22 protein-coding genes are annotated in these 23404 nt (G+C 67.9%); 12 read left to right on the top strand and 10 right to left on the bottom strand.

The genetic code is table 11. The features are described from left to right. Nucleotides 1-96 precede the first annotated feature (96 nt). Nucleotides 97-1323: an MFS transporter gene (locus HEQ16_14350; protein ID MCO4055197.1), complete on the bottom strand. Its 1227-nt coding sequence runs from the start codon at nt 1321-1323 to the stop codon at nt 97-99. Nucleotides 1324-1412: 89 nt separating this feature from the next. After that, nucleotides 1413-1835: an RNA polymerase-binding protein DksA gene (gene dksA / locus HEQ16_14345; GenBank protein MCO4055196.1), complete on the bottom strand. Its 423-nt coding sequence runs from the start codon at nt 1833-1835 to the stop codon at nt 1413-1415. Between the two features lie 372 nt (nt 1836-2207). Between dksA and HEQ16_14340 the strand changes: the two genes are divergently transcribed. Then, the gene (locus tag HEQ16_14340; protein MCO4055195.1) at nt 2208-5711 is read left to right on the top strand and encodes a hypothetical protein; all 3504 of its coding nucleotides are present in this window, start codon (nt 2208-2210) and stop codon (nt 5709-5711) included. Between the two features lie 15 nt (nt 5712-5726). On the opposite strand, the gene fliP is transcribed toward HEQ16_14340, so the two are convergent. Next, on the bottom strand, nt 5727-6566 hold the full coding sequence (gene fliP / locus HEQ16_14335; GenBank protein ID MCO4055194.1) for a flagellar type III secretion system pore protein FliP: 840 nt from the start codon (nt 6564-6566) through the stop codon (nt 5727-5729). A 98-nt stretch (nt 6567-6664) separates the two neighbouring features. Further along, nucleotides 6665-8275 carry a hypothetical protein gene (locus HEQ16_14330; GenBank protein ID MCO4055193.1) on the bottom strand — a complete coding sequence of 537 codons (1611 nt, stop codon included), beginning with the start codon at nt 8273-8275 and terminating at the stop codon, nt 6665-6667. Between the two features lie 201 nt (nt 8276-8476). Here HEQ16_14330 and flgB point away from each other — a divergent pair, with 201 nt between their 5' ends. From flgB to HEQ16_14280, 10 genes are all read left to right on the top strand, one after another. After that, nucleotides 8477-8860, top strand: coding sequence for a flagellar basal body rod protein FlgB (flgB, locus tag HEQ16_14325; GenBank protein ID MCO4055192.1), 384 nt, complete (start codon nt 8477-8479; stop codon nt 8858-8860). 12 nt (nt 8861-8872) lie between these two features. Continuing rightward, nucleotides 8873-9283: a flagellar basal body rod protein FlgC gene (gene flgC / locus HEQ16_14320; GenBank protein MCO4055191.1), complete on the top strand. Its 411-nt coding sequence runs from the start codon at nt 8873-8875 to the stop codon at nt 9281-9283. 59 nt (nt 9284-9342) lie between these two features. After that, on the top strand, nt 9343-9669 hold the full coding sequence (locus tag HEQ16_14315; protein ID MCO4055190.1) for a flagellar hook-basal body complex protein FliE: 327 nt from the start codon (nt 9343-9345) through the stop codon (nt 9667-9669). Between the two features lie 60 nt (nt 9670-9729). Next, complete coding sequence (fliQ, locus tag HEQ16_14310) at nt 9730-9996, top strand: flagellar biosynthesis protein FliQ (GenBank protein ID MCO4055189.1); 267 nt, start codon at nt 9730-9732, stop codon at nt 9994-9996. A 63-nt stretch (nt 9997-10059) separates the two neighbouring features. Next, complete coding sequence (fliR, locus tag HEQ16_14305; protein MCO4055188.1) at nt 10060-10818, top strand: flagellar type III secretion system protein FliR; 759 nt, start codon at nt 10060-10062, stop codon at nt 10816-10818. 6 nt (nt 10819-10824) lie between these two features. Further along, nucleotides 10825-11892 carry a flagellar biosynthesis protein FlhB gene (gene flhB / locus HEQ16_14300; protein ID MCO4055187.1) on the top strand — a complete coding sequence of 356 codons (1068 nt, stop codon included), beginning with the start codon at nt 10825-10827 and terminating at the stop codon, nt 11890-11892. Nucleotides 11893-11946: 54 nt separating this feature from the next. Beyond that, the gene (locus tag HEQ16_14295) at nt 11947-14490 is read left to right on the top strand and encodes a response regulator (GenBank protein MCO4055186.1); all 2544 of its coding nucleotides are present in this window, start codon (nt 11947-11949) and stop codon (nt 14488-14490) included. Between the two features lie 93 nt (nt 14491-14583). Further along, nucleotides 14584-15588: a tripartite tricarboxylate transporter substrate binding protein gene (locus tag HEQ16_14290; protein MCO4055185.1), complete on the top strand. Its 1005-nt coding sequence runs from the start codon at nt 14584-14586 to the stop codon at nt 15586-15588. 80 nt (nt 15589-15668) lie between these two features. Continuing rightward, a complete protein-coding gene (locus tag HEQ16_14285; protein ID MCO4055184.1) occupies nt 15669-16130 on the top strand; it encodes a tripartite tricarboxylate transporter TctB family protein in 462 nt (153 codons plus the stop codon). Continuing rightward, nucleotides 16127-17635 carry a tripartite tricarboxylate transporter permease gene (locus HEQ16_14280; GenBank protein ID MCO4055183.1) on the top strand — a complete coding sequence of 503 codons (1509 nt, stop codon included), beginning with the start codon at nt 16127-16129 and terminating at the stop codon, nt 17633-17635. Before HEQ16_14285 ends, HEQ16_14280 begins: the two co-directional genes overlap by 4 nt. A gap of 49 nt (nt 17636-17684) precedes the next feature. On the opposite strand, the gene HEQ16_14275 is transcribed toward HEQ16_14280, so the two are convergent. From HEQ16_14275 to HEQ16_14255, 5 genes are read right to left on the bottom strand one after another with little or no spacing between them, the layout of a single operon-like run. Then, on the bottom strand, nt 17685-18221 hold the full coding sequence (locus tag HEQ16_14275; protein MCO4055182.1) for a gamma carbonic anhydrase family protein: 537 nt from the start codon (nt 18219-18221) through the stop codon (nt 17685-17687). Nucleotides 18222-18223: 2 nt separating this feature from the next. Continuing rightward, complete coding sequence (locus tag HEQ16_14270) at nt 18224-19156, bottom strand: alpha/beta hydrolase (GenBank protein MCO4055181.1); 933 nt, start codon at nt 19154-19156, stop codon at nt 18224-18226. Between the two features lie 5 nt (nt 19157-19161). Next, a complete protein-coding gene (locus tag HEQ16_14265; GenBank protein ID MCO4055180.1) occupies nt 19162-19929 on the bottom strand; it encodes an alpha/beta hydrolase in 768 nt (255 codons plus the stop codon). Nucleotides 19930-19940: 11 nt separating this feature from the next. Then, a complete protein-coding gene (locus tag HEQ16_14260; protein MCO4055179.1) occupies nt 19941-21161 on the bottom strand; it encodes a membrane dipeptidase in 1221 nt (406 codons plus the stop codon). 1 nt (nt 21162) lies between these two features. Continuing rightward, nucleotides 21163-21978 carry an ATPase gene (locus HEQ16_14255; GenBank protein ID MCO4055178.1) on the bottom strand — a complete coding sequence of 272 codons (816 nt, stop codon included), beginning with the start codon at nt 21976-21978 and terminating at the stop codon, nt 21163-21165. 142 nt (nt 21979-22120) lie between these two features. Here HEQ16_14255 and HEQ16_14250 point away from each other — a divergent pair, with 142 nt between their 5' ends. Next, complete coding sequence (locus tag HEQ16_14250) at nt 22121-22660, top strand: hypothetical protein (GenBank protein ID MCO4055177.1); 540 nt, start codon at nt 22121-22123, stop codon at nt 22658-22660. Between the two features lie 98 nt (nt 22661-22758). Here the strand turns inward: HEQ16_14250 and rpsD are convergent, their stop codons facing one another. Continuing rightward, nucleotides 22759-23376, bottom strand: coding sequence for a 30S ribosomal protein S4 (gene rpsD / locus HEQ16_14245; GenBank protein MCO4055176.1), 618 nt, complete (start codon nt 23374-23376; stop codon nt 22759-22761). Nucleotides 23377-23404: the final 28 nt, after the last annotated feature.

Below are 23404 nucleotides of genomic sequence, written 5' to 3'. Positions count from 1 at the left end.
CATGGCGGCCCGTCACTGCGGCGCGCAGCAGCGCTTCCCACCTTGCTGCCGCCAGCTGACGAAAGCCCCGCGCCTCCCACGCGGGGCTTTCGCGCGTCAGGCTTGCAAGGCGGCGGGTGGCGGCAGGGTGCGCAGGCGGGCGAGCGAGGAAGCCAGAACGGCCAGCAGTGAGGCGGCAAACAGGCCGACGATAAGCCCCATGGCCGCGCTGAAACCGAAACGGGCCGCGACGATGCCGCCCAGCAGCGCGCCAACTGAGCGCACCCCATAGATCGCGACCTGAATGACCGATCCGACTCGCCCGAGCAGGACCGACGGCGTCACCAGTTGGCGGATGCTGTTCTGGCAGACGAACCACAGGATCGGGCCAAAGCCAAGCAGCAGGAATACCGCTACCGGCCCGGCCAGACGAAAGCCTGTGCCGGCAATTTGGGGCGACAGCGCCAGGATCACCGATGCCAGCATTGAGGATGCTGGCCCGAACACGAGGATCAGCCGGGGCGAGAGCCTTGCCATGGCCATGGTCGCCAGCAGGGCGGCAGCCAATGAGCCGATGCCCATGGCCGATTGTGCGATTCCCGTCTCGGCCGCGTTGAGCCCCAGCGGGCCGAGCGCGAAGGGCACGAACACGGCGGTAAGGGCGAAGAAAGCCATGTTCCAGAACAGCGCGCAGGCGACGATGCCGACGAGCAGCGGCTGGCGGCGCACGAATGCGAACCCTTCGGCGATCTCTGCCAGGGGTTCGCGCATGCGCGGTGCTCGCGCCGGCTGTCTGCCGAAGCCGAGGGCAACGGCAAGACCAAGAGCTGCGATAAACCCAGCCAGGAGGTAGGCCTGCATGGTCCAGCCCTGAAGCACGGCGAGGCCCATCAGTGCGGGCCCGGCGAGGGCGGCACTGGACTGGACCAGTTGCAGCCTTGCATTGGCGCGCGGCAACTGGTTGGCCTGGACAAGGGCCTGCACGCTGGCACTTTCGGCGAGGAAGCCGACGACGGCAGCGGAGGCGCTGAGAAAGGCGCCCGCTGCAAACAGGGCAAGGTGCCCTGCGCCCAGTCCGGCCATGGCCAGGAGAACTCCGGCGACAGCCATGGCCATGGCGGCCTTCAGCCCGTTGAGCGGAGCGATGCGATCAACCCAGACCCCGGCCGGCAGCGACATCAGCAGCCAGGCGGAGCCCTGGACCGCAACGATGAGCCCGACGATGTCAGGCCCGCCACCGAACAGCGCGGCAACGACCAGCGGTGTTCCGGCAACCATGAGCTGGTCGGCACCACGAAAACCCGCAGCAACGGCGGTGAGACGGTGAAAAGCGGCTGGAAGCATGGTCCGTCATCCCTGTGAGCCCCGTCTGAACCACGAAAGGGCTGTCTCGGGACACCCGATTTCCGGGAAGGCCGAACCGCGGCTATCGCCTAGTCGTCGCGGAAGACGCGCTCGTTGCGTTCGTGGCGCTCCTGCGCCTCGAGCGAGAGGGTGGCGATGGGCCGCGCTTCGAGCCGCTTCAGCGAAATCGGCTCGCCGGTCTCCTCGCAATAGCCGTAGGAGCCATCCTCGATCCGCGCGAGGGCGCTGTCGATCTTGGAGATGAGCTTGCGCTGCCGATCGCGGGCCCGGAGTTCGATGGCGCGATCTGTCTCGGACGAGGCGCGGTCGGCGATGTCGGGGTGGTTCTCGTTTTCAGCCTGCAGGGCGAGGATCGTCTCCTTCGCTTCCTTCAGGATGTCCTCCTTCCAGCGGAGCAACTTTTGCCGGAAGTAGACCTTTTGGCGTTCGCTCATGAAGGACTCGTCGTCAGTGGGTTTGTAATCCACGCTGATGATGATCTCTTTCTCCATGACATGCCTCGTTCGAAGGTTCATTGCGCCGAGATGACCCCCGACGGGAAGGTCCCGCCTGAGCCCCCCGACTCGTCCGACCCGTCGTGACCACGCGGCTGCTATAGACTCAAGTCCAGACCGAGACAACGATGCATATCGCTCGCAACCGCCGCTTCGTGTCGATTTGAAATTGTTGATTTTGAAAAGACCCTCCTTGGCCGGTCTTCGGCCATTCCGCCCATGTCACCAAGGCGAGGCAACGGCTTAACCGAGCGATAACCTCGTTGGCTCATGGTGCATCAGGGCCAGTGTGCCGGGCCGCGCTTCTTCGGCATGAGTAAAGTTATGGTGGCGTTGCGTTCCCCTCGCACACGATCCTTCCGCGCGCGGATGCTGGGCATCGGCGTGGCGGCGCTTCTGTGCGCCCTGTCGCCTGGCGCGGCGCGTGCGCAGCAGGAAGCCACGCTGAAGGGCGAGGAAGAGCGCAATTTCGGCCGCCTCGTCTTCACCTTGCCCAGTTCCCAGCCCGTCAGCGCGCGCGTCACCAACGGCGTGCTGATCGTCGGCTTCAGCGAGCCTGTCCGCCTCACAGCCGACCGCATCTTGCGTGAAATGCCGTCTTATGTCTCGGCAGTGCGCGTGGACCCTGACGGTCGGGGCGTGCGCTTTGCCCTGACGCGCGCCTTCACCTCCAACATGATCGAGGCTGGCGAGCGCGTCTTCGTCGATCTCCTGCCGCAGAACTGGCAGGGGCTGAAGCCAAGCCTGCCGCCCGAAGTGATGAAGGAGATGGTTGACCGGCTGCGCCAGGCGGAACTGATCGCGCGCGAGCTGGTGCGCAATCGCGAGCGGACCGAGGGGCCGGAGATCGCCGTGCGCGGCGCCACGCTGCCCACGCTGTCGCGTCTTGTCTTCGAGGTGCCGCAGGAGATGAACGTCGAGGCCAGGGCCGAGGGCGACGCCCTGACGGTCGCATTCCGCGCGCCGGCCAGGCTCGCGGTGGGCCAGGTGCGATCGCTGCTGCCCCCCGGGGCGAGCGTCGACGCGATCGAACGATCTGCGGACGGCATCGTGATGCGCCTCAGGGTCGATCCCCAGCTTGAGCCCCGCACGTTCCGCGAGGAAGACGGCTTCATCATCGATCTGGTGGACCGGGCCAAATCCGCCGCTGCCGCGAAGGCTGCGGAGGCGCAGCTTGCGGCACGCGTCGCCGAGGCTGAAGCCGCCGCGCGCCCCACGGCTCCACCCGCTGCCGCACCCGCTGCCGCACCTGTTGCCGCACCTGCTGCCACTCCCGCCGCCACTCCCGCCGCCAAGGCAGCCCGCGCTGCAAGCGCGGAGGCGCCGCCCAAGCCAGCGGGAGCCGCTCCCGCCGATCCGCCGGCCGCTCCGGCCTGGCAGACGGCAGGCCCCGCCGCGCCGCCGCAGTCCGTCGGCATCGCCGTGACGCAGGCGCCCGATGGCGCGCGCATCGATTTCGCCTTCCCGCGCCGGACGGCCGCGGCGGCCTTCGACGATCGCGGCGAGACGGTGGTGGTCTTCGATACGATTGACACACTCGATGCCCGGCAACTGATGGCCGAGGCTGGCGCCCATATCGTGAGCGCGGCGGCGACCCGCGAAGGCAAGGCCACCGTGCTGCGCCTGCAGATGAAGCCCGGCGGCATCGTGCGGCTTGCGCCCGATGGGCTGCGCTGGTCGCTGACGCTGGGCGACAAGGGCGTGCAGGCGGCCGAGCCGCTGCTGGCGCGCCGCAGCTTCGACGAGCGCGGCCAGAGCGTGATCAGCCTGCCTCTCACCCAGGTTTCCAGCGTGCACTGGATCGGAACCGAGCCGGGCCAGAGCGTAGCTGTGGCCACCGCCTATGGGCCGGGCGCATCCACGCCCAAGGTGCAGCGTTTCGTCGAGTTCCAGATCGAGCAGACGGTCCAGGGTGTCGCGGTCAGGCCCGTCGCAGACGATGTGATGGTGCGCGTCGGCGTCGGCGAGGTCATCATTGGCCGCGGCAGCGGTCTGGCCGTCTCGGCGGGACATGACAAGCCGCAGGTGCCGGGTTCGGATGAGGCCGGCTCCAACCTGGTGGCCGACCAGGCCAGCTGGACAGACATGCGCAAGGGCGACACCTATGCGCAGCTCCAGGAACTGATGCGCAAGGCCGCCGACGCACCCCGCTCGGAGCGGAGCGTGGCGCGGCTGAAGCTGGCCACATTCCAGCTCGCCAACGGCCTGCATGCCGAAAGCCTCGGCCCCGTGGCGACCGTGCTGGCGGATGATCCCAACATGCGCAACGACAGGCGCGCGCATCTTCTGCGCGCCATCGCGCTGACTTTGCTTGACCGTGGGGAAGCAGCCGAGAAAACGCTCTCAGCGAGCTTCCTCAAGGACGATGCCGAAGCCCACATCTGGCTGGCGGTGAATGATGCCCGCCTGGGGCGCTTTCCCCGTGCGCTGTCGTCGTTCCGCAGGTCCATGGATGTATTGGATGCCTATCCGGACATGCTGCAGGCCGTGGTCCGCAGAGAGATCGTCAACGCCGCTATCGCCATGCGCGATGTGGGCGTGGCGGATCGCGAACTGACATTGCTGGCGGCGCTTGCGCCACACTGGACGCCGCAGGACGAGGTGGAACTGCTGCGCGCGCAGCTTGACGAGATCAGCGGCCGGCCCGAGGCGGCGCTGGCCGGTTACCGGGCGCTCTTCAATTCGAACCGCCGACCTGTCGCCGCCAGCGCGCAGCTGCGCGCGGTGCAGCTGGCCGCGCGAGAAGGCGATGCCTCGATGAGCGTCGACGAGGCGCGCGCCCGGCTCGAGACGGTGGCCTTCATCTGGCGCGGCGGCGACACCGAGATCGAGGCCATGGGCGAGCTTGGCGCCATCTACGCCGTGCAGCAGAAATGGCGCGAGGCCTTCGCCCTGGCGCGCAAGGCCAATGGCGTCTTCCCGGACCACCCGATCACACGCAAGCTGCATGACGATACGGCACGCCAGTTCGAGGAGCTGTTCACCAACGGCAAGGCGAACCAGTTGCCGCGCATCGACGCGCTGGCGCTGTTCTACGATTTCAGGGAGTTCATGCCGATCGGCCGCCGCGGCGACGAAATCATCCGGCGCCTGTCGGACCGGCTCGTGGAAGTCGATCTGCTGGACCAGGCGGCCGAGCTGCTGCAGCACCAGATCGATAACCGGCTCGCGGGCGGCGCGCGCGCCACGGTGGCGGCGCGGCTTGCAATGGTGCAACTCATGAACGGCAAGCCGGCCGAGGCGCTGCGCTCGCTCAGCACCACGCGGCTGGCGGAGCTGCCACGCGACGTGAAGCGCGCGCGCCAGCTGCTCGAAGCCAAGGCGCTGTCGGACCTGTCCCGCACCGACCTCGCGCTCGAGGTGCTGGAGAACGAGCGCGGCCCCGAGGTGGACCGGCTGCGCGCCGACATCCTGTGGATCGCCCGGCGCTGGCGCGAGGCGGGCGAGGCGCATGAACGCCTGCTCGGCGAAGCCTGGCGCCAACCCGCGCCGCTCGACGAGCGCCAGCGCGCCGACACCATGCGCGCCGCCGTGGCCTATGTCATGGCCAGCGAGGGGCTTTCGCTCGACCGGCTCCGGGCGAAATACGCCAATGCCATGTCGCAGACGCCCGACGCGCGCACCTTCGCCTTCGTGACGGGGGCCAATCGATCGCGCAGCGGCGATCTGAGGGAACTCGCGCGGACCGTGGCCAATGCGGACACGTTGATGGAGTTCATGACTGAATACCGCAAGCGCTATCCCGATTATGCATCAAGCCTGCGAACGCGTCCGGCGCAGCCGGCCGCCCGGCCCGATGCAGCGGCCGAGCCGCCATCGGGGGCTCCGGCGCCAGAAGCCGCAGCGCCCGGACCCGCGCCGCGTCAGGGCTGAGGCCGGGCGCGGGCCCTACTCGCCGTAGCTCTTCACAAGCGAGCCGGCTACCAGGCCCCAGCCATCCACCAGCACGAAGAAGATCAGCTTGAACGGCAAGGCGATGATGACTGGCGGCAGCATCATCATGCCCACCGACATCAGGATAGAGGCCACGACCAAATCGATGATGAGGAAGGGCACGAACAGGAGAAAGCCGATCTCGAAAGCCCTGCGCAGTTCCGAGATCATGAAGGCCGGCACGAGCACCTGAAGGCTGACCTGCTCGGGAGAGGCCGGCGCCGGCTCCTTCGACAGCTCGATGAACAGGGCGAGATCCTTCTCGCGCACATGCTTGAGCATGAAGGCCCGGAAGGGCTGGACGCCCCGCTCGAAGGCCTGCTGGGGCGTGATCTGGTTGGCGAGCAGCGGCACCGCCGCCACCGTGTAGGCCTCGCGGAAGGTCGGCGCCATGATGAAGGCTGTGAGGAACAGGGCAAGCCCGGTGATGACCGCATTGGGCGGGGCGGTCTGCGTGCCCAGCGCCGAGCGCAGCAGCGAAAGCACCACCACGATGCGGGTGAACGACGTCACCATGATGAGGATGCTGGGCGCCAGGGACAGCACCGTGATCAGGGCGATGAGCTGGAGCGCACGCTCGGTGACGCCGCCGCCCTGGCCGAAATCCAGCGTCATCGTCTGTGCCATGGCCGGGACCGCAAGCCCGGCCGCGGCTAGCCAGCCAAGAGCAAGCAGTAAGGCTGCCAACGGACGCCCGAGACCTCGCCGGGCGGCTCGGCGCTGAGGCCGATCCCCTTGATCCCCGCCGACAGGGGCGGGGGGAGGAGACGGCACCTGATATGCAACAGCCGACATCGTGAACCCGACTCACCTCGCGCGAGACTGTCACGATAGAGCAGGTCAGCCCGCAAAGGGGAACTGGCCGCAAGGCGCCGCGACGCCGCAGCGTCCGATCAGGTCCGGGGCGGGGCTCCGCGGTTCAGGAGGCGTGCGAACTCGGCCTCTATGGCATCGAACGAGAACGGATCGGAGGCGGCTTCCGGCTCCGCAGGGCGCGCCTTGTTCCCGTCGGGATTGTCAGAGGTTGTCTCCAGTTCGGGGCTGGCGGGTTCCGGCGCAGGCTCGGCAGGCTCCGCCACCGCCGTGCCAGGCGTGTTGAGCGCAGGCTCAACCGACTTCGCACGGGCAGCGGCGGCGGCCTTGAGTCCCTCCATCCTGCGCGGTTCGGACGCGGCCGGCGCCGGAGCAGCAGGCGGAGGCGGGGCAGACGGGGCAGACGGGGAAGGCGGAGGCGGGGCAGCCGGCTCGGAAGCGCCGATCCTGACTGACGGCGCCACGGGGACGGGGCTCTGCGGCGTGTCAAGGGCAGGCGCGGATGGAGCATCCTCGGCCTTCGCCGGCTCAAGGCGGGCCTGCGGGCTGGGCTTCACCCCCGAGAAGGGGCGCTTCAAGGCCTCCTGTAATTGCCGCGTCATGTCATCGATCTCATCGCGCGAGGCGCGCGCCGACGCAGACGATGCGATCGGCTCGAGGATCTGCTTGCCTGGGCCCGCCTCGTCGGACTTCGCGTCGTGGGACTTCGCGTCGTGGGACTTCGCGGCGGTGGGTGCTGCGCCGGTGGATTCTGCGCCGGTGGATGCTGCGGCGGACGTTGCGGCGGCCTGGGCCGTCATGTTGTCCATCTCCGCCGCGAAGGCGGCTTTGATCTCGTCCGGCGCGGCAGGCGCTGATGGGCCTGAGGCGGAGGGGGCGGCATCGGGGGGCTGCGGCTGCGCCATGGTTGGCGCGGCGGCTGCGCTGGCCGGCCGGGCAATGATGGCGGCGGCGCCAGCAATGGCGGCCGCTGACAGGGCCGGCTCGGCATTGGGCGAAGCGGGGCGTGTTGGCGCGCTTGCCGGGCGTGGCGGCGGGGTCGGCATTGCGAGCGGCGGCTCCGGCGAGGCGGGGCGTGTTGGCGCGCTTGCCGGGCGCGGCGGCGGCGTCGGCATTGCGAGCGGCGGCTCCGGCGAGGCGGGGCGTGTTGGCGCGCTTGCCGGGCGTGGCGGCGGGGTCGGCATTGCGAGCGGCGGCTCCGGCGAGGCGGGGCGTGTTGGCGCGCTTGCCGGGCGTGGCGGCGGGGTCGGCATCGCGGGCGACGGCTCCGGCGAGGCGGCAGGAGCGATGACCCTAACCGGGGCTTTGGGTTCGGCCGGCGGGGGCGGCGGCTCGGGTTCGGGCGCCGGCGCGGGCGTCTGCGCCCGGACGACGCCGCGCACGATGCTGGCCTCGACCAGCAGATCGTTGGGGCCGCCGATCATCACGAGGTGCTCGACATTGTCGCGGCGCAGCAGCACGAGCTGGCGCTGGCGGTCGAGATCGAAGGTGTCCACGATGCCGAGCCTTGGCTGGCGCGTCAGGGCCGCCTGCCCGGGCAGGCCGGGCAGCCTCAGCCGCCCGCCGGCGATCTTGCGCAGCGCAAGGCCCGCGAGGACAACCAGAATCAGGACGAAAGCCAGGGACAGGATCGCCTTGGCGGGCGTCGAAAGTGCAGTGAACCAGTCCACGATCTCGTCGCCCTCGATCATCCTGCCAAGGCGCCGCTTGTAGACGGCTCCGGCAATCTTTCCGCGAAAGCTTCACCATAACACCGAACCGCAGCCTGCGGAAAGCATGGTTAGCAAGCTGTTAAGATGTCCTGTGGAGCACGCTCCCTTAACCGGATGTTAACCATGAACGCGGCAATTATTGCCTGTCGCAACGCAGCGCCTCATTGATCGGTTCCTGTCATGGCCATCGGCGGACTTCCTCTTTTCGACGCGCTCAAGGCGCGGATGAGCTGGCACCATGCCCGCCAGAAGGTTTTGGCGGAGAACGTCGCCAACTCCGACACGCCGGGCTTCCGGCCCCAGGATCTCAGGCCGCCGCCGACAGCAACGTCCGGGCTGCAGATGGCGCGCACCAGCGCCGTCCACATTCCCGCGGGCGGGGCCGACCCTAACAGCAACCCGATGAAGCAGCGCCGATTCGAGACCACGCCATCGGGCAATGGCGTCAATCTCGAGGACGAGATGCTGAAGGTTGCGCAGAACAACCAGGATTATCAGATGGCCGCAACGCTCTACCAGAAGAGCCTGGGGCTGATGAAGACCGCCATCGGGCGAGGCCGCTGAGGAGGGCGCATCATGGATCTTCTGAAAAGCATTGTCGCCGCCGCCTCGGGCCTTCGCGTGCAGTCCGGTCGCATGAAGGTGATCTCCGAGAACATTGCCAATGCCGACTCAACCCGCGATGCGCCGGGCCTTGATCCTTACCGCCGGCAGGTCCCCACCTTCCGGGGGCAGCTTGACCGCGAACTCGGGGTGCGGACTGTGGAGCTCGGCCGCGTCAAGACCGACACATCGCCCTTCCGGACCCGCATCGAGCCCGGGCACCCCGCCGCCAACGCCAATGGCGAGGTCAGGCTGCCCAACGTCAATTCGCTGATCGAGACCATGGACATGCGCGAGGCGCAGCGCAGCTACGAGGCCAACCTCAACGTCATCGCCTCGGCGCGCCGCATGATCAGCCGCACCATCGAGATCCTGCGCGCCTGAGGCGGCGCGCGGATCACCCGGCGGGTAACCGCAACTGACGAGCACAGGGAGAGACAGCCATGACCACATCATCCTTCGTCGCCGGCGCCTACTCCGCCGTGCAGGGGCTGGGAACGCGGACGCTGGCCGCCAGGCCGGTCCAGGGCGCCGGCGCGCTGGGCGGCGAGGTTCCCGATTTCTCCGCGATGGTGAAGACCGCCATAGCCGGCGTGGGCGCCGCAGGGTCCAAGGCCGACACGCAGGTCGCGGCGGCGGTGGGCGGTCAGGCAGACCTCGTCAACGTGGTCACGGCCGTCGCCGAAAGCGAGGCCGCGATCGAGACGCTGGTGGCCGTGCGCGACCGCGTGATCGCCGCCTATGAGGAAATCATGCGTATGCAGGTGTGATCCGGGCCTTTCTTCGGCCCGCCGCCTCCGCCAACCGCACCTGATGAAAGCCCTGACCCCATGACCGGCGCCCTGATTCTCGACATCGCCCGCGACGGCATCGTGACTTTCCTGAAGGCGGGGGCGCCGGTGATGCTGGTGGCGCTGGCGATCGGGCTTGCGATCTCGATCCTGCAGGCTCTCACCCAGGTGCAGGAACAGACCCTGGTGTTCGTGCCCAAGATCATCGCGGTGTTCGCCTCGATGATGCTGTTCCTGCCCTTCATGGGCGACGCGCTGGGAGGCTATATGCTGCGAGTGGCGGCGCGAATCGCCTCCGGTGGCTGATGGCGGTGTTTGCGCCGATCGGCCAGGGCGGGGGCCAGGCGCGCAGCCTGAGCCCGGGGCGTCATGACCTTCACCTTCCTGCCAGAGCTGGCTGCCTTGTTCATGCTCGTCTTCGCGCGGGTGGGGACGATGGTGATGCTGATGCCGGGCATCGGCGAGCGCTTCGTGCTGAACCGGGCGAAGCTGGCCGTCGCGGTGTTCATCGCGCTGCTGCTTGTGCCGGTTGCGCGGCCGCTGATGCAGGTGCCCACCGATCCGGGCGCGCTGATGACGCTGCTGATCACGGAAATCCTGATCGGCGCGATCCTGGGACTCTCGGCCCGGCTGATCATGACCGCGCTGCAGACGGCCGGCGTGATCCTGGCCAACCAGATCGGGCTCGGCTTCGCCACGGCGGTGGACCCGGCCATGGGCCAGCAGAACCCGTCCATCGGCAACCTGCTGACCATCCTGGGCGTGACGCTGGTGATGGTCGCGGACCTGCACCATCTGGCGATCTCGGCGATCCACAACAGCTACATGCTGCTGCCGCCCGGCGCCTACCCGTCGGTGGGCGATGCCTCGGCCCTCGGGCTCCAGGCGGTGTCGAAATCCTTCGCGGTCGCGGTGCAGCTTTCGGCGCCGTTCATCGTGTTCGGTCTGCTGTTCAACCTCGGCCTCGGCATCCTGGCGCGGCTCATGCCGCAGTTCCAGGTGTTCTTCCTGGGCGCTCCGGCCTCAATCCTGCTGGGCATGGCGATGCTCGCGGCGCTGATCGGCGTCATGATGACCCTGTTCCTCGGCGAACTCGGCGGCTTCCTCAAGCAACTGTCTGGCGGGTGACGCGCCATGGCTGACACCAAGGAAGACGACGACAAGACAGAAGAGCCGACCCTCCGGAAACTCGAGGAGGCCATCAAGAAGGGCGACGTCGCCAAGAGCGTCGAGCTCAACACCTTCTTCATCCTCGGCGGCTTCACCCTTGCCGTCCTGATCGCCGGCGGCCATGCCGCACGCGAAAGCGCGCTGAGCCTGCGCGCCTTCCTGATGAACGCGCATCAGGTGCCGTCCAGCGGCCACACCATCCAGTGGGTCACCGGCAAGGGCTTCTTCAACGTGATGGTGGCCTCGGCCGGGGTTTTCGGGATCGTGCTGGCCGCGGCGCTGGCGGGCTGCCTCGTGCAGCACAAGCCCTTGTGGACTTTCGAGCCGATGACTCCCAAGCTCAGCAAGCTTTCGCTGCAGCAGGGGGCCAAGCGCATCTTCGGCAAGGATGCGATCGCCAACTTCATCAAGGGCATCCTCAAGGTCTTGATCGTCGGCGTCGTCGTCGGCGTCGTGCTGTGGGCCGAGCATGACAGGCTCGACGCCTTCACGCGCATGGACATCGCCGCCATCCTGCCGGCCACGGCCGGGATCGTGCTCAAGATGATGGTCGGCGTGCTGTCGATCTATTTCTTCGTCGGCGTCGGCGATTACGTGCATCAGCGCTTCACCTGGATGAAGCGGCAGCGCATGACGCGCGAGGAGCTGAAGCAGGAATACAAGGACACGGACGGAAACCCCGAGATCAAGGCCAAGCTGCGCCAGATCCGGATGCAGCGCCTGCGCCGGCGCATGATGGCGAAGGTGCCCGAAGCCACCGTGATCGTGACCAACCCGACGCACTATGCCGTCGCGCTGCAATACGAGGCCGGCATGGACGCGCCGATCTGCGTCGCCAAGGGCGTCGACGCCATGGCCCTGAAGATCAGGGAGGTGGCGGGCGAGCATGACGTGCCGATCATCGAGAACCCGCCTCTGGCGCGCGCGCTGCACGCCTCGGTCGACCTCGACGAGGCCGTGCCGGTGGAGCATTACAAGGCGGTCGCCGAGGTCATCGGTTTCGTCTTGCGCACACGGCGCCGGCGCGCCTAACTAACCCCACGGACGCGGCGCGGAGCGAAGCGTGGCAAGCGAGGCTTTCACGGCATGACCCAGGCAATCAAGAGCGAGGCTGCCGGCCAGGTCGGCGCGGGCGCGGCCATCGACCGCTCCGACAGGCCCGGCAATGTCGGCCTGCTGCTCGTGGTTGCGGGGATCATCGTCGGCGCGGCCATCGGGCTCGGCTTTCTGGCCAATGAATGGGCGCAGCCGCTCATCCTCGCCTTCCTTGCCATGCTGTCGGTCATCGGCGTGTTCTGCCTCTTCTCCCTGGCGATCGGGCTGCTCCAGCTGTCGGGCCGCTCGGGGCGCAATGACCTCACCAAGATCATCGTGGACGAGGCCGAGGATGGCGTCATCGTCACGGAGTCCGACAACCACATCATCTACGCCAACCGCGCCTACCAGTCGCTGTCGGGCGCGGCATCCGTGTCCGAGATCAAGCCCGTGGAACGGCTTTTCGCCGGGGGCTCGGAGGTGTCGGAGGTGGTGTACCGCCTCGCGCTCGCCGCGCGCGAGGGCCGGTCCCAGACCGACGAGATCAGACTGTCGCCCCCGCTCACCGGCAAGGGCGATGCCGGCTGGTACCGCGTCTCGGTCAGCATGACCACGCGCGGGGACGGGCGCACCGCCTCGCTCTGGCGCGTGCGCGACATCACGCGCGAGCGCGTCGGACAGGAGAACGTCTTCCAGGAACTGCAGCACGCGATCGATTTCCTCGATCATGCGCCCGCCGGCTTCATGTCGATCGATCCTGACGGATCGGTGCCCTATCTCAACGCCACGCTCGCCGGCTGGCTGGACTATGACCTCGCCAAGGTGGGGTCGGGCGGGCTCCTGCTGCGCGACATCGCCCCGATCAACGCCGTCGCGCTCGTGGCGGCGATAGCCGGCAAGCCGGGCGAGGTGCGTACCGAGGTCGTGGATGTGGACCTGCGCCGGCGCAACGGCCAGTCCTTGCCGGTTCGCCTGCATCACGAGGTCGCCTTCGGCCAGGATGGCAAGCCGGGGGCTTCGCGCACGCTGGTGCTGAACCGCTCACCCGGCGAGGCCGGCGCCGATGCGGGCACCGCGGCGGAGGCGCGGCTGGCGCGATTCTTCAACAACACGCCCATGGCGATCGCGACCGTCGGCGCCGACGGGCGGATCGTCCGCGCCAACGGCGCCTTCGCGCGCCTGTCCTCGGGCCTGCCGGCGACGAGCCTCAAGGCGCTGCTGAAGGATGCGGACTGGGCCGCGCTGCAGCCCGCGCTCACGGCGGCCGGCGTCGGCAGCGCTGACATCAAGCCGCTGGACGTCTCGATCACGGGTGAGGGCGAGCGCTCCGCCAGGCTCTTCCTCGCACCCGTCATCGATGGCGAGGGCGGCGAGGAAAAGGCCATCGTCTATGCGCTCGAGACCACCTCCGAGCGCAAGCTCAAGGAGAACATCGATCAGGCGCAGAAGATGCAGGCGGTAGGCCAGCTTGCCGGCGGCATCGCGCATGACTTCAACAATGTGCTCCAGGTGATCATCAACGCCTCGGATTTCCTGCTCGCCAGCCACAAGCCCACCGATCCGTCCTTCCAGGACATCATGCAGATCAAGCAGAACGGGCTTCGTGCGGCTTCGCTGGTGCGTCAGCTGCTCGCCTTCTCCCGCCGCCAGACGCTGCGACCGCAGGTGCTGGAGTATGGCGACGTGCTGTCGGACCTGTGGCTCATGCTCAAGCGCGTGGTGGGCGACACGATCGGGCTCGACGTGCGCCATGGCCGCGACTTGTGGCCCATCAAGGCCGATGTCGGCCAGCTCGAGCAGGTCATCGTCAACCTTGCCGTCAACGCGCGCGACGCCATGAAGCCGGGAGGCAAGCTGACCTTGCGCACCCGCAACGTCACCGAGGCGGAGTCCCGCGCTTTCAGCTACGCCTCGATTCCGAAGGCGGACTATGTGCTGCTCGAGGTCGAGGACACCGGCACGGGCATCCCGCAGGAGTTCATCGACAAGATCTTCGACCCGTTCTTCACCACCAAGGATGTCGGCAAGGGCACCGGTCTCGGGCTCTCCATGGTCTATGGCATCGTCAAGCAGACGGGCGGCTTCGTGTTATGCGATTCGACCGTCGGCAAGGGCACGACCTTCCGCATCTTCCTGCCGCGGCATGTCGCAACGGCTGAGGAGGAGGCCGATGCGTCGGCCAAGATGGCGGCTGCCGCCGCTGCGCCAGCCATCTCGGTCGACCACACCGGCGCGGGCACGATCCTGCTGGTGGAGGACGAGGATGCGGTGCGCGCGCTCAACGCCCGCATGCTGGTGAGCCGCGGCTACACGGTGCTGGAGGCGGATTCAGGCGTCAGCGCCCTGCGCGAGATCGAGGCGCACGGCGCCGAGGTCGATCTGGTCGTGTCGGATGTGGTCATGCCCGAGATGGATGGCCCGACGCTGCTGGTCGAGTTGCGCAAGCGCAACCCGAAGACCCGCTTCGTGTTCGTGTCGGGCTACGCCGAAGAGGCCTTCAAGAAGAACCTTCCCGAAGGCGAGAGCTTCCACTTCCTGCCCAAGCCTTTCACCATGAAGCAGCTCGTGGAGACGGTGAAGGCGGCGATGGCGTGATCGACGCCTCTTGCCCTACGTCTCGCTTGGGGTAGTCTACGCTCCCAAGACGGTGCGTGAACAACGCAATCAAAAACATTGAGGGAGAGATACATGTCGTCACCATTCGAACGCCTGTCGCGCCGCGATGCGTTGCTGGGCAGCGCCGCAGGGCTGGCGGCCCTGGGCCTGCCTGCCGGCCTGAGCGCGCAGGAGGTGATTGACCGGGTGCAGATCCTGATCGGCTTCGGCGTGGGCGGCGGCTTCGACCAGACGGGCCGCGGCACGCAGGAGGCACTGCAGAAATCCGGCCTCGTGCCGAACGTCTCGGTCGAGAACCGCACTGGCGGCGGCGGCTCGGTGGCGATCGCTCATCTTATCGAAACCGCCACGCGCCAGCAGAACACGCTGATGGTCAACGGCACATCGATCGTGGTGCGTTCGCTGAACCGCGAATTCCAGCAGACCTTCCGTGACATCACGCCGGTGTGCACCATCACCGCAGAAATCTTTGGCGTGATCGTCAACGCCTCCTCGCCCCATGCGGACATCGCCAGGCTCACAACGGCCTTGCGCGGCGATGCGCGCGCCGTTCGTTTTGGCGGGGGCAGCCCGCGAGGCGGGATCGATCATCTCGCGGCTGCGCGCTATCTCAAGCAGGCGGGCGTCGATCCCAAAGGGATGCAATACATCGCCTATGACGGCGGCGGGAAAGCCATGGCCGGCCTGTTGGGCAACGAAATCCAGTGCCTTGTGATGCCCTTCACCGAGGCGCTGACCCAGATCAAGGGCGGGCAGGTGAAGCTGCTCGCGATCATGAACGATTCGCGCGTCGCCGACGTGCCCACCGTCCCGACGCTGACGGAAAGCGGGGTTCCGGGCGCCGTGCTGGCCAATGTGCGCGCCTTCTTCATGGCTCCGGGCACTCCGGCTGCGCGCGTCTCGGCCTTCGCCGATCTCATCGAGCGTCTGACAAAAACGCCGGCCTGGGAAGATGTTCGCGCGCGCTACGGCTGGAACATGGCGTTCTCACGCGGCGCCGCCACTTCCGCCTTCTTCGATCAGCACGAGAAGGATATCCGAGCCATGCTCGTGGAATTGGGCTTCATCCAGGCCTGATCGGCGGGCGTCGAAGCGCCTCAGCCTCGTGCGCCGGCCTTGCGCTGGCGCGAAATCGGGCTGCAATGGTCGGGGGACCCATGACACGCACCGGCCTCGAACGCCTGACGGCGCTTCTGATCTTACTGTTCTCGCTGGCCTATTTCATACTGGCCTTCAACATCAAGCTGCCGCCGGGTTCCGATGAGTCGCCGTTCTCGGCGCGCACCTTTCCGCTTGTGCTGGGCCCGCTCGGCATGGCGCTGTCGCTGGCGCTGGTCATAAAGCCGCCAGATGGTGCGCCGATCGGCGCGGCAAGCCTGGCCTGGGGGCGCGCAGGGGGGCTCCTGGCCCTGATGGCGCTTTATGCGCTCGCCATCAACCGGCTCGGCTTTGTCGTCACCTCGTCGCTCTTCCTCGCGGGGGGCTTCCGGGTGCTGGGCGAGCGGCGCCTCAAGGTTCTGGCGCCCGTGGCGCTCGTCACGGCACTTGGCTTCTGGGTCATGTTCACGCTGCTAAAGGTCGAGCTTGACTGGGGTATTTTCGGGCGGATGCTCGGATGATCGAAGGTTTGCTCACCGGTTTCCAGACCATCATCACGCCGATGAATTTTGGCATCCTCATCCTCGGATGCCTGATGGGGACATTCATCGGCATGATGCCGGGGCTGGGGCCCGTGACGGCGGTTTCGCTTCTGGTGCCGGTTGTTCTCACCATGCAGCCGGCGACCGCGATGGTGCTGCTTGCGGCGATCTACTACGGCGCGATGTTCGGCGGCTCGACCGCCTCGGTGCTGATCAACGCACCGGGTGAGTCGAGTTCGGTGCCCACCACCTTCGACGGCTATCCGATGGCGAAGGCCGGGCAGGCCGGCAAGGCGCTGGCGCTTTGCGCCTGGGGTTCCTTCGTCGGCGGCACGGTCGCGACGCTGCTTTTGATGCTGGCCGCGCCGACGCTGGCGGGCTGGGCGCTCAACTTCCAGTCGCCGGAATACTTCGCGCTGATGGTGCTCGGCCTTACAGCGGTGGCGGCCTTCACCGAAGGCGGCGGCGTCATCAAGGCGCTGCTGATGACGGTGGTCGGGCTGATGCTGGCGACCGTCGGCACCGATGTCGCCGACGGGGTGGAGCGCTATACCTTCCGCATCGCCGATCTGGCGGACGGGCTCTCATTCGTGCTGCTCGCCATGGCCGCCTTCGCGCTGGCCGAAGCCATCACCGCCGCCCTGCGCAACGAGAAGGTCTCCGAAGAGGCAAAGAAGGCAGCGCGCGGCAATGTCGGTTCGCTGAAGCTCACCGGCGATGACGTCCGCGAGGTCGCGCCGACAATGGCGCGCTCGTCGGTGCTGGGCTTCGTCGTCGGCGTCCTGCCCGGGGCCGGAGCCACGATCGCCGCCTTCATGTCCTATGCAGTGGAGCGCAACATCGCCACGGGCGCGCGCCGGGACGAGTTCGGCAAGGGTTCGCGGCGGGGCGTGACGGCGCCTGAAACCGCCAACAATGCCGCTGCGGGCGGCGCCTATGTGCCGTTGCTGACCCTCGGCATTCCGGGGTCTGGCACGACGGCGGTCATCCTCGGCGCGCTGGTGGCGCTCGGCGTGCAGCCCGGCCCGCGCCTCTACATCGAGCAATCTCAGATGTTCTGGACTGTCATCGTCTCGATGTATCTGGGCAACCTCGTGCTGCTCATCATCAACCTGCCGCTCATTCCCTACATTGCGCGCACGCTCGCCATCCCTGAACAGATGCTCGTGCCGCTCATCCTGTTCTTCTGCCTTGTCGGCGTCTACCTCGTCTCCTTCAACACCTTCGATCTGTGGATGCTGATCGGGCTGGCTGTGATCTGCGTGGGCCTGCGCCTCGTCGACTATCCGATGGCGCCGCTGTTGCTGGGCTTCGTGCTCGGCAAGCTGATGGAGGAGAACCTGCGCCGCGCGCTGCTCGTCAATGACGGCTCGTTCTCGTTCCTGTGGGACAGGCCGATCACCGCGCTGCTGCTGGCCATCTCGCTCATCTGCGTGCTGACCCCGCTGCTTGGAAAACTGCGCAAGGCGCGTCGCGCCGCCTAGGCTGTCCAGTCCTGGGCGGTTCAGTCCTGGGCGGTTCAGTCCTGGGCGGTCATGCCTGGCCGATCACGGCGAGTTCTCCGGCAAACCGCTTCCAGTTCGCGACATAGCCGGCTGCGCTGGCGGTGATGCGCGCGGCGGCGGCGTCGTCCAGCGTGCGGATCATGCGTGCGGGAGAGCCGACGATCAGGGAATTGTCGGGGAATTCCTTACCCTCGGTGACGAGCGCGCCGGCGCCGACGAGGCAGTTGCGCCCGATGCGCGCGCCGTTGAGGATGATCGCGCCCATCCCCACCAGGCTGTTGTCGCCGATGGTGCAGCCATGCAGGATGGCGTGGTGGCCGATGGTGCAGTCCTCGCCCACACTCAGCGGAAACCCGATGTCCGTGTGCAGCATGGCGCGTTCCTGAATGTTCGAGCGCGCGCCGATGGCGATCAGCTCGTTGTCGCCGCGCAGCGTCGCCCCGAACCAGATGCCGACATCTGTTCCGATGCGGACATTGCCGATGACGCTGGCGTCGGGGGCCACCCAGAACTGGCCCGGCCCGGGCAGCTGCGGCGCGATGCCGGCAAGCGCGTAGATCGGCATGGTCAGGCTCCTGTGGCGGGAAGCGGGGTTATGCGGGCAAGGAAATCGCGCACCGCGGAGGTGAAGTCGTCATTGCTGTCGCCGGCCACCATGTGGCGCGCCTTGGCGACATCGACGCTGGTCATGGTGCTGGCGACGCTCAGGAAGGCGCGCGCGGCCTCGTCTGTGACCAGCTCGCTGAAGGCGCCGCGCACCAGAAGGCCCGGAATGTTCAGTCGCGCAGCCTGCCGCATCGCCCGCTCGCCCACGGCGTCCCACTCAGCGTTGACGGTTCGCGGCCCGTCGAGAAAGCGCGGATCCCAATGCCAGCGCCAGCGGCCATCGGGATCATGGCGCAGATTGCTGCGCAATCCGTCCAGCGATCGGGGCCTCGGGCGGTGCGGCAGATAGGCGGCGACCGCATCCGCCGCCTCCTCCACCGAGGCGAAGCCCTCGGCGGCGCGGGCGCGCATGAAGCCCTGGATGGTGTCGACGCCGACGGGGTTCATCTGTGGCACGATGTCAACCATGCACAGCGCCGAGAAGGCGGGGTCGGCCGGGTCGTCCAGCGCCAGAAGCGATGCGATGCCGCCGAGCGACGCGCCCACCGCGACGGGCTTGACGCCGGTTTCAGCCGCGATCTGCCGCGCCACGGCTTGCGCATCGCGCGCATAGTCAGTGAAGGCATAGGCGCCATCGGTCGCCCAGTCGCTGTCGCCATGGCCGCGCTGGTCGAGCGCGATGATCCGCCAGTCCTGCGCCAGCGCCAGCGCCAGCGCTGTCCTGCGCCAGGCACGACGCGTCTGGCCGCCGCCATGCAGCAGAAGGGCGCTGCGCTGGGCGTCGCCATGGATGGTGGCCATGAGCCGGCCGCCGTCTGCGCCGGTGAAGGCCTGGATGCGTTCGTGCGTGCGGGGCAACTGGGCTGCTGCGGTGGCTTCGGAGATCGAGGTCATGGCGCTCAGGGCCTGCGCTGGAGGAAGTTCAGCACGCCTTGCTTGTGGGTGCGGTCGCCGACCGCGAGGTTGTGGTCCCGGCCCGGAATGTCCAGCACCTCGCCTTTCGGCAGCAGCGCCGCCAGAGGCGCCGCGGCTCCCGCTATCTCGTCCGCCGTGCCGACCGAGACCAGAACGGGCATGGCGATGGCCCGCACCTGTTCCCCGGTAAGGGTCTGGCGCGAGCCGCGGATGCAGGCAGCCATGGCGCCGAGATCGCTGCCGGTGGATTGGGCGAAGGCGCGGAACATGCGCTGCGTCGGATCGGTGAGCGTCGCCGGGTCCGGCGCCTCCATCGCGTCGGCGATGCCGGGGGGCAGGCCCACGCCATCGATGAGCTTGATGCCGAGGCCGCCCAGAAGGGCCGAGCGCATGCGTTGCGGATGGGCCAGCGCCAGATGCGCCGTGATGCGCGCACCCATGGAATAACCCATCACGTCGGCACGCTCGATGCCGAGATGGTCCATGAGGCGGCGCGCATCCTCCGCCATCAGGCTGGCATGATAGGCGGCGGGGTCGTGCAGGCGCTGGCTGCGGCCATGGCCGCGATTGTCGAAGGCCAAGACCCGCCGGCCATCGCGCGTCAGGGTGCTGGTCCAGCTGGTGTTGACCCAGTTCACGGCATGGTTCGAAGCGAAGCCGTGGATGAGCACGATCGGCTCATTCTTGTCCTCGCCCGTGGCCGGCAGGTCGATGTAGGCGATGGCGACGCCAGCGGAATCGAAGCTGTTCATGGCGTCCGCTCTCAACGTGTCCCGGCCGCAGCCCTTGCAGCAGGGCGCCGCGCTGCCCGGCGGATGCGCGTCTTCACCACCGGCTGGAGTTCCTTGGCGATGGTGCGGCCCACACGCTCCACCTTGCGCATCACCCGCAGGAAATTGGCTCCCGCCACGCGCGAAAGGATATGCTCGCCATGGCCGCGCCGGATAAGCTCGGCGAAGAGCGCGGGATAGACCGAGGCGTCCTCCAGCCCGATCGGCTGAGGGCCGCCATAGAAGTCGCCGCCAATGCCGACATGATCCGGCCCGGCGATCTTCAGCAGATAATCCAGATGGTCGCAGAACTGCGCGAGCGTGGCGGCGGGCAGGGGGCCGAAACTGGCCGGATCGTCGAGCGCGGCGATCTGGGCGGGGTCGGCATTGGGCCAGTGTGCGCGCTTGGCGCTCTCGATGCGGGCCCAGAGCTCGGGATTGATGAAGGACGGCACGAAGGTCGCCATGATGACGCCGCCCGAAGCGGCGACCGCGCGGATCACCTCGTCCGGCGCATTGCGCGGATGCGGGCACAGCGCATGGGCGTTGGAATGGGACAGCACCACCGGCGCGCGGCTGGCCTGCACCGCCGCCAGCGCGGAGGCGGGCGCGGCGTGCGACAGGTCGATGATGATGCCGAGCCGGTTGAGTTCGGCGATCATGGCATGCCCGAAACCGGACAGCCCATGGGCCTTCGGCTTGTCCGTCGCGGAGTCCACCCAGGGCAGGGAGCCGTTGTGGCAAAGGGTGACGAGGCGCACGCCGAGCTGGTGCCACATGCGGATGGGCGCGAGCGAGCCCTCGCAGCCCACCGTGCCCTCGACCGAGATCAGCGTCCCGATCCTGCCCTTGCGCTTGGCGGCCGGGATGTCGGTGGCGCGGCGGATCGGCATGAAGACATCGGCGTGAAGCGCCTCCATGCGGCGGACGAGGTCGATCTGCTCGAGGGTCACCGTCGCAGGGTTGGGAATTTCGGTGGGCAAGAAGGCCGCCATCACCTGCACGTTGACCATGCCTGCCTTGAGGCGCGGAATGTCTGTGTCGGTCTCGGGGTGAACCTTGCGCAGGTCATAGCTGACGAGGTCGCCCTTGGCGGCCTTGCGCACCACCCAGGGAAGGTCATTATGCCCGTCGATCAGGGCGGCCTTCTTCAACAGGTCGATGGCGCGCTTGTGAGCGGCGTCCTTGCGTCCGGTTTCGCGCGCCAGCGCCATGTCAGTCTCCCTGTCCCTCTTCGCGCCGCGTCGCGTCCAGCACGAGGGCGGCCGCGTCGTAATCGCGGCGCCGCGCCGCCATGCGGGCCGTAGCCTCGTCATCGACGCCCCAGACGCGTGACTGATGATCCTCGTCGACATGGGCGGCGCCCCAGCCCTCGTCAGGGCCGAGGCGACCATGGGCCAGCGCCAGCGCGATGATGGCGGAACCGGTGAGCGTCGTGACGGTGCTGAGCGCGGCCAGCGGCAGGGGAGCCGGCACGGCCTCCACGGCACGCGCCACCTGCTCGAGCGCCAGCTCCGGCTGCGGCACATGGACCACGCCGGCGCCGAGCATCAGCGGAGCGCCCAGCGCCTCGCGCGCCCAGGCTACAAGCGGATCCCAGAGCCCTGCCTGTGCATCCGACAATTCGGCCGGCGCCTCGGCGCGGTAGCAGATCAGATCCGTGCCGGCATAGCGGGTGATCTCGGCACGGACGGCCCCGGCCTGCGCTGCCACGCCATCGAGCGCGGCGTTCACGAGGCGCGTCAGCGGCATGGTGGCAGGGTCGATCAGCTCCGCCTGTGCGTTCCATTCCGACGCCAGCGCGGCTGCCACTGTCTCATTGGCGGCCATGAGCGGATGCCGGGCCGGCGTGCGGGCCGGCTTGCCGTCGAGGACCAGACGCCAGCCATCGGCCATGCGCTCAAGCCCGGCCGTCTGGTAGAAACGGCGCGGCAGGCCAGCGCGCATCGACTGCTGGGCGGCCTTCATCGGGTCGCGCGGCTCGTGCGGCTCGCGCGGGGCAAAGAGCCCGAGGAACTCGTCGGTGGACATCGGGGTTTGCTATCATGCCCTGCCGACAGCGTCAGCGGCAAAGATGACAAAACCGTCATGCGCGGGCCATCGCCGCGACAGGGCGCGCCCCTCACAGTGGTGCCATCGAGACCTTTCAGCCCACCAGCCCCGGAGACCGACCATGAAACGCCTGACCCTCGCCGCCACCGCCGCAGCAGCCCTTCTTCTCGGCGCCGCTGCCTATGCCCAGCCGTCGCCCGGGGCAGGCGCGCCTGATGCGCCGCGCGCCGAGCAGCGCGGCCAGGACCGCATGGAGCGCCGCGCTGCGCGGATGCAGGAGCGGATGACACAGCGGATCGAACGGCTCAAGGCCGATCTCAAGCTCAACACGCAGCAGGAGGCGCTCTGGACGCCGCTCGAAGCGCATCTGAAGACCCTTCAGGCGGAGCGGCAGACCATGCGCGAGACCATGCGCGGCGCCATGCGCGGCGCCGACATTCCCGAGCGGCTCGACATCATGGCTGAGCGCACGGCCAAGGCGGCCGCCAACATGCAGCAGCTGGCCACGCTGGTGAAGCCGTTCTGGGCCACTCTCGACGAAGGCCAGAAGCGCATCGTGCGCAACAGCCTGCCGAACGCCGGCTGGGGCCAGCAAGGGCAGGGCTTGCATGGCGAGGGCCGTGGTGAAGGCCGCGGATATGGCCATGGCGGCCGCAACTGACGGCGTGGAGACCGCCACACCAAACGAAAAAGCCGCCCTTCAGGGCGGCTTTTGCATGTCGGGACGGTGAGAGCAGCGGCCGTCTGGCCGCAGCGCTCTCAGCGCGAATAGAATTCGACGACGAGGTTGGGCTCCATCTGCACCGCGTAGGGCACATCCGAAAGCTGGGGCACGCGCACCATCTTCGATGTCATCTTGCTGTGATCCGTCTCCAGATAGTCGGGCACGTCACGCTCTGCGAGGCCGACCGCCTCGAGCACCAGCAGCATCTGCCTGGAGGCTTCCTTGACGGCGACGACGTCGCCCGGCTTCACGGCGTAGCTCGGGATGTTGACCTTGCGGCCATTGACCGTGACGTGGCCGTGGTTGACGAACTGGCGCGCTGCGAAGACTGTCGGCACGAACTTCGCGCGATAGACCACCGCGTCGAGGCGGCATTCGAGCAGACCGATCAGGTTCTCCCCTGAGTCGCCCTTCATGCGCACGGCCTCGGCATAATAGCCGCGGAACTGGCGCTCGGAAATCGAGCCGTAATAGCCCTTCAGCTTCTGCTTGGCGCGCAGCTGCGTGCCAAAGTCGCTCATCTTGCCCTTGCGGCGCTGGCCATGCTGGCCGGGTCCATATTCGCGGCGGTTCACCGGGGACTTCGGGCGGCCCCAGATGTTCTGGCCCATGCGGCGGTCGAGCTTGTATTTTGCGGCGTGGCGCTTTGACATGTATCGCGTGTCCTCTTGGATGCGAGTT

Source organism: Bosea sp. (in: a-proteobacteria) (assembly GCA_023910605.1).
In the GTDB taxonomy this organism is placed as follows: Bacteria; Pseudomonadota; Alphaproteobacteria; order Rhizobiales; family Beijerinckiaceae; genus Allobosea.
The sequence above is the reverse complement of the archived record's forward strand: the minus strand, read 5'-3'. Positions and strand labels throughout refer to the sequence as shown.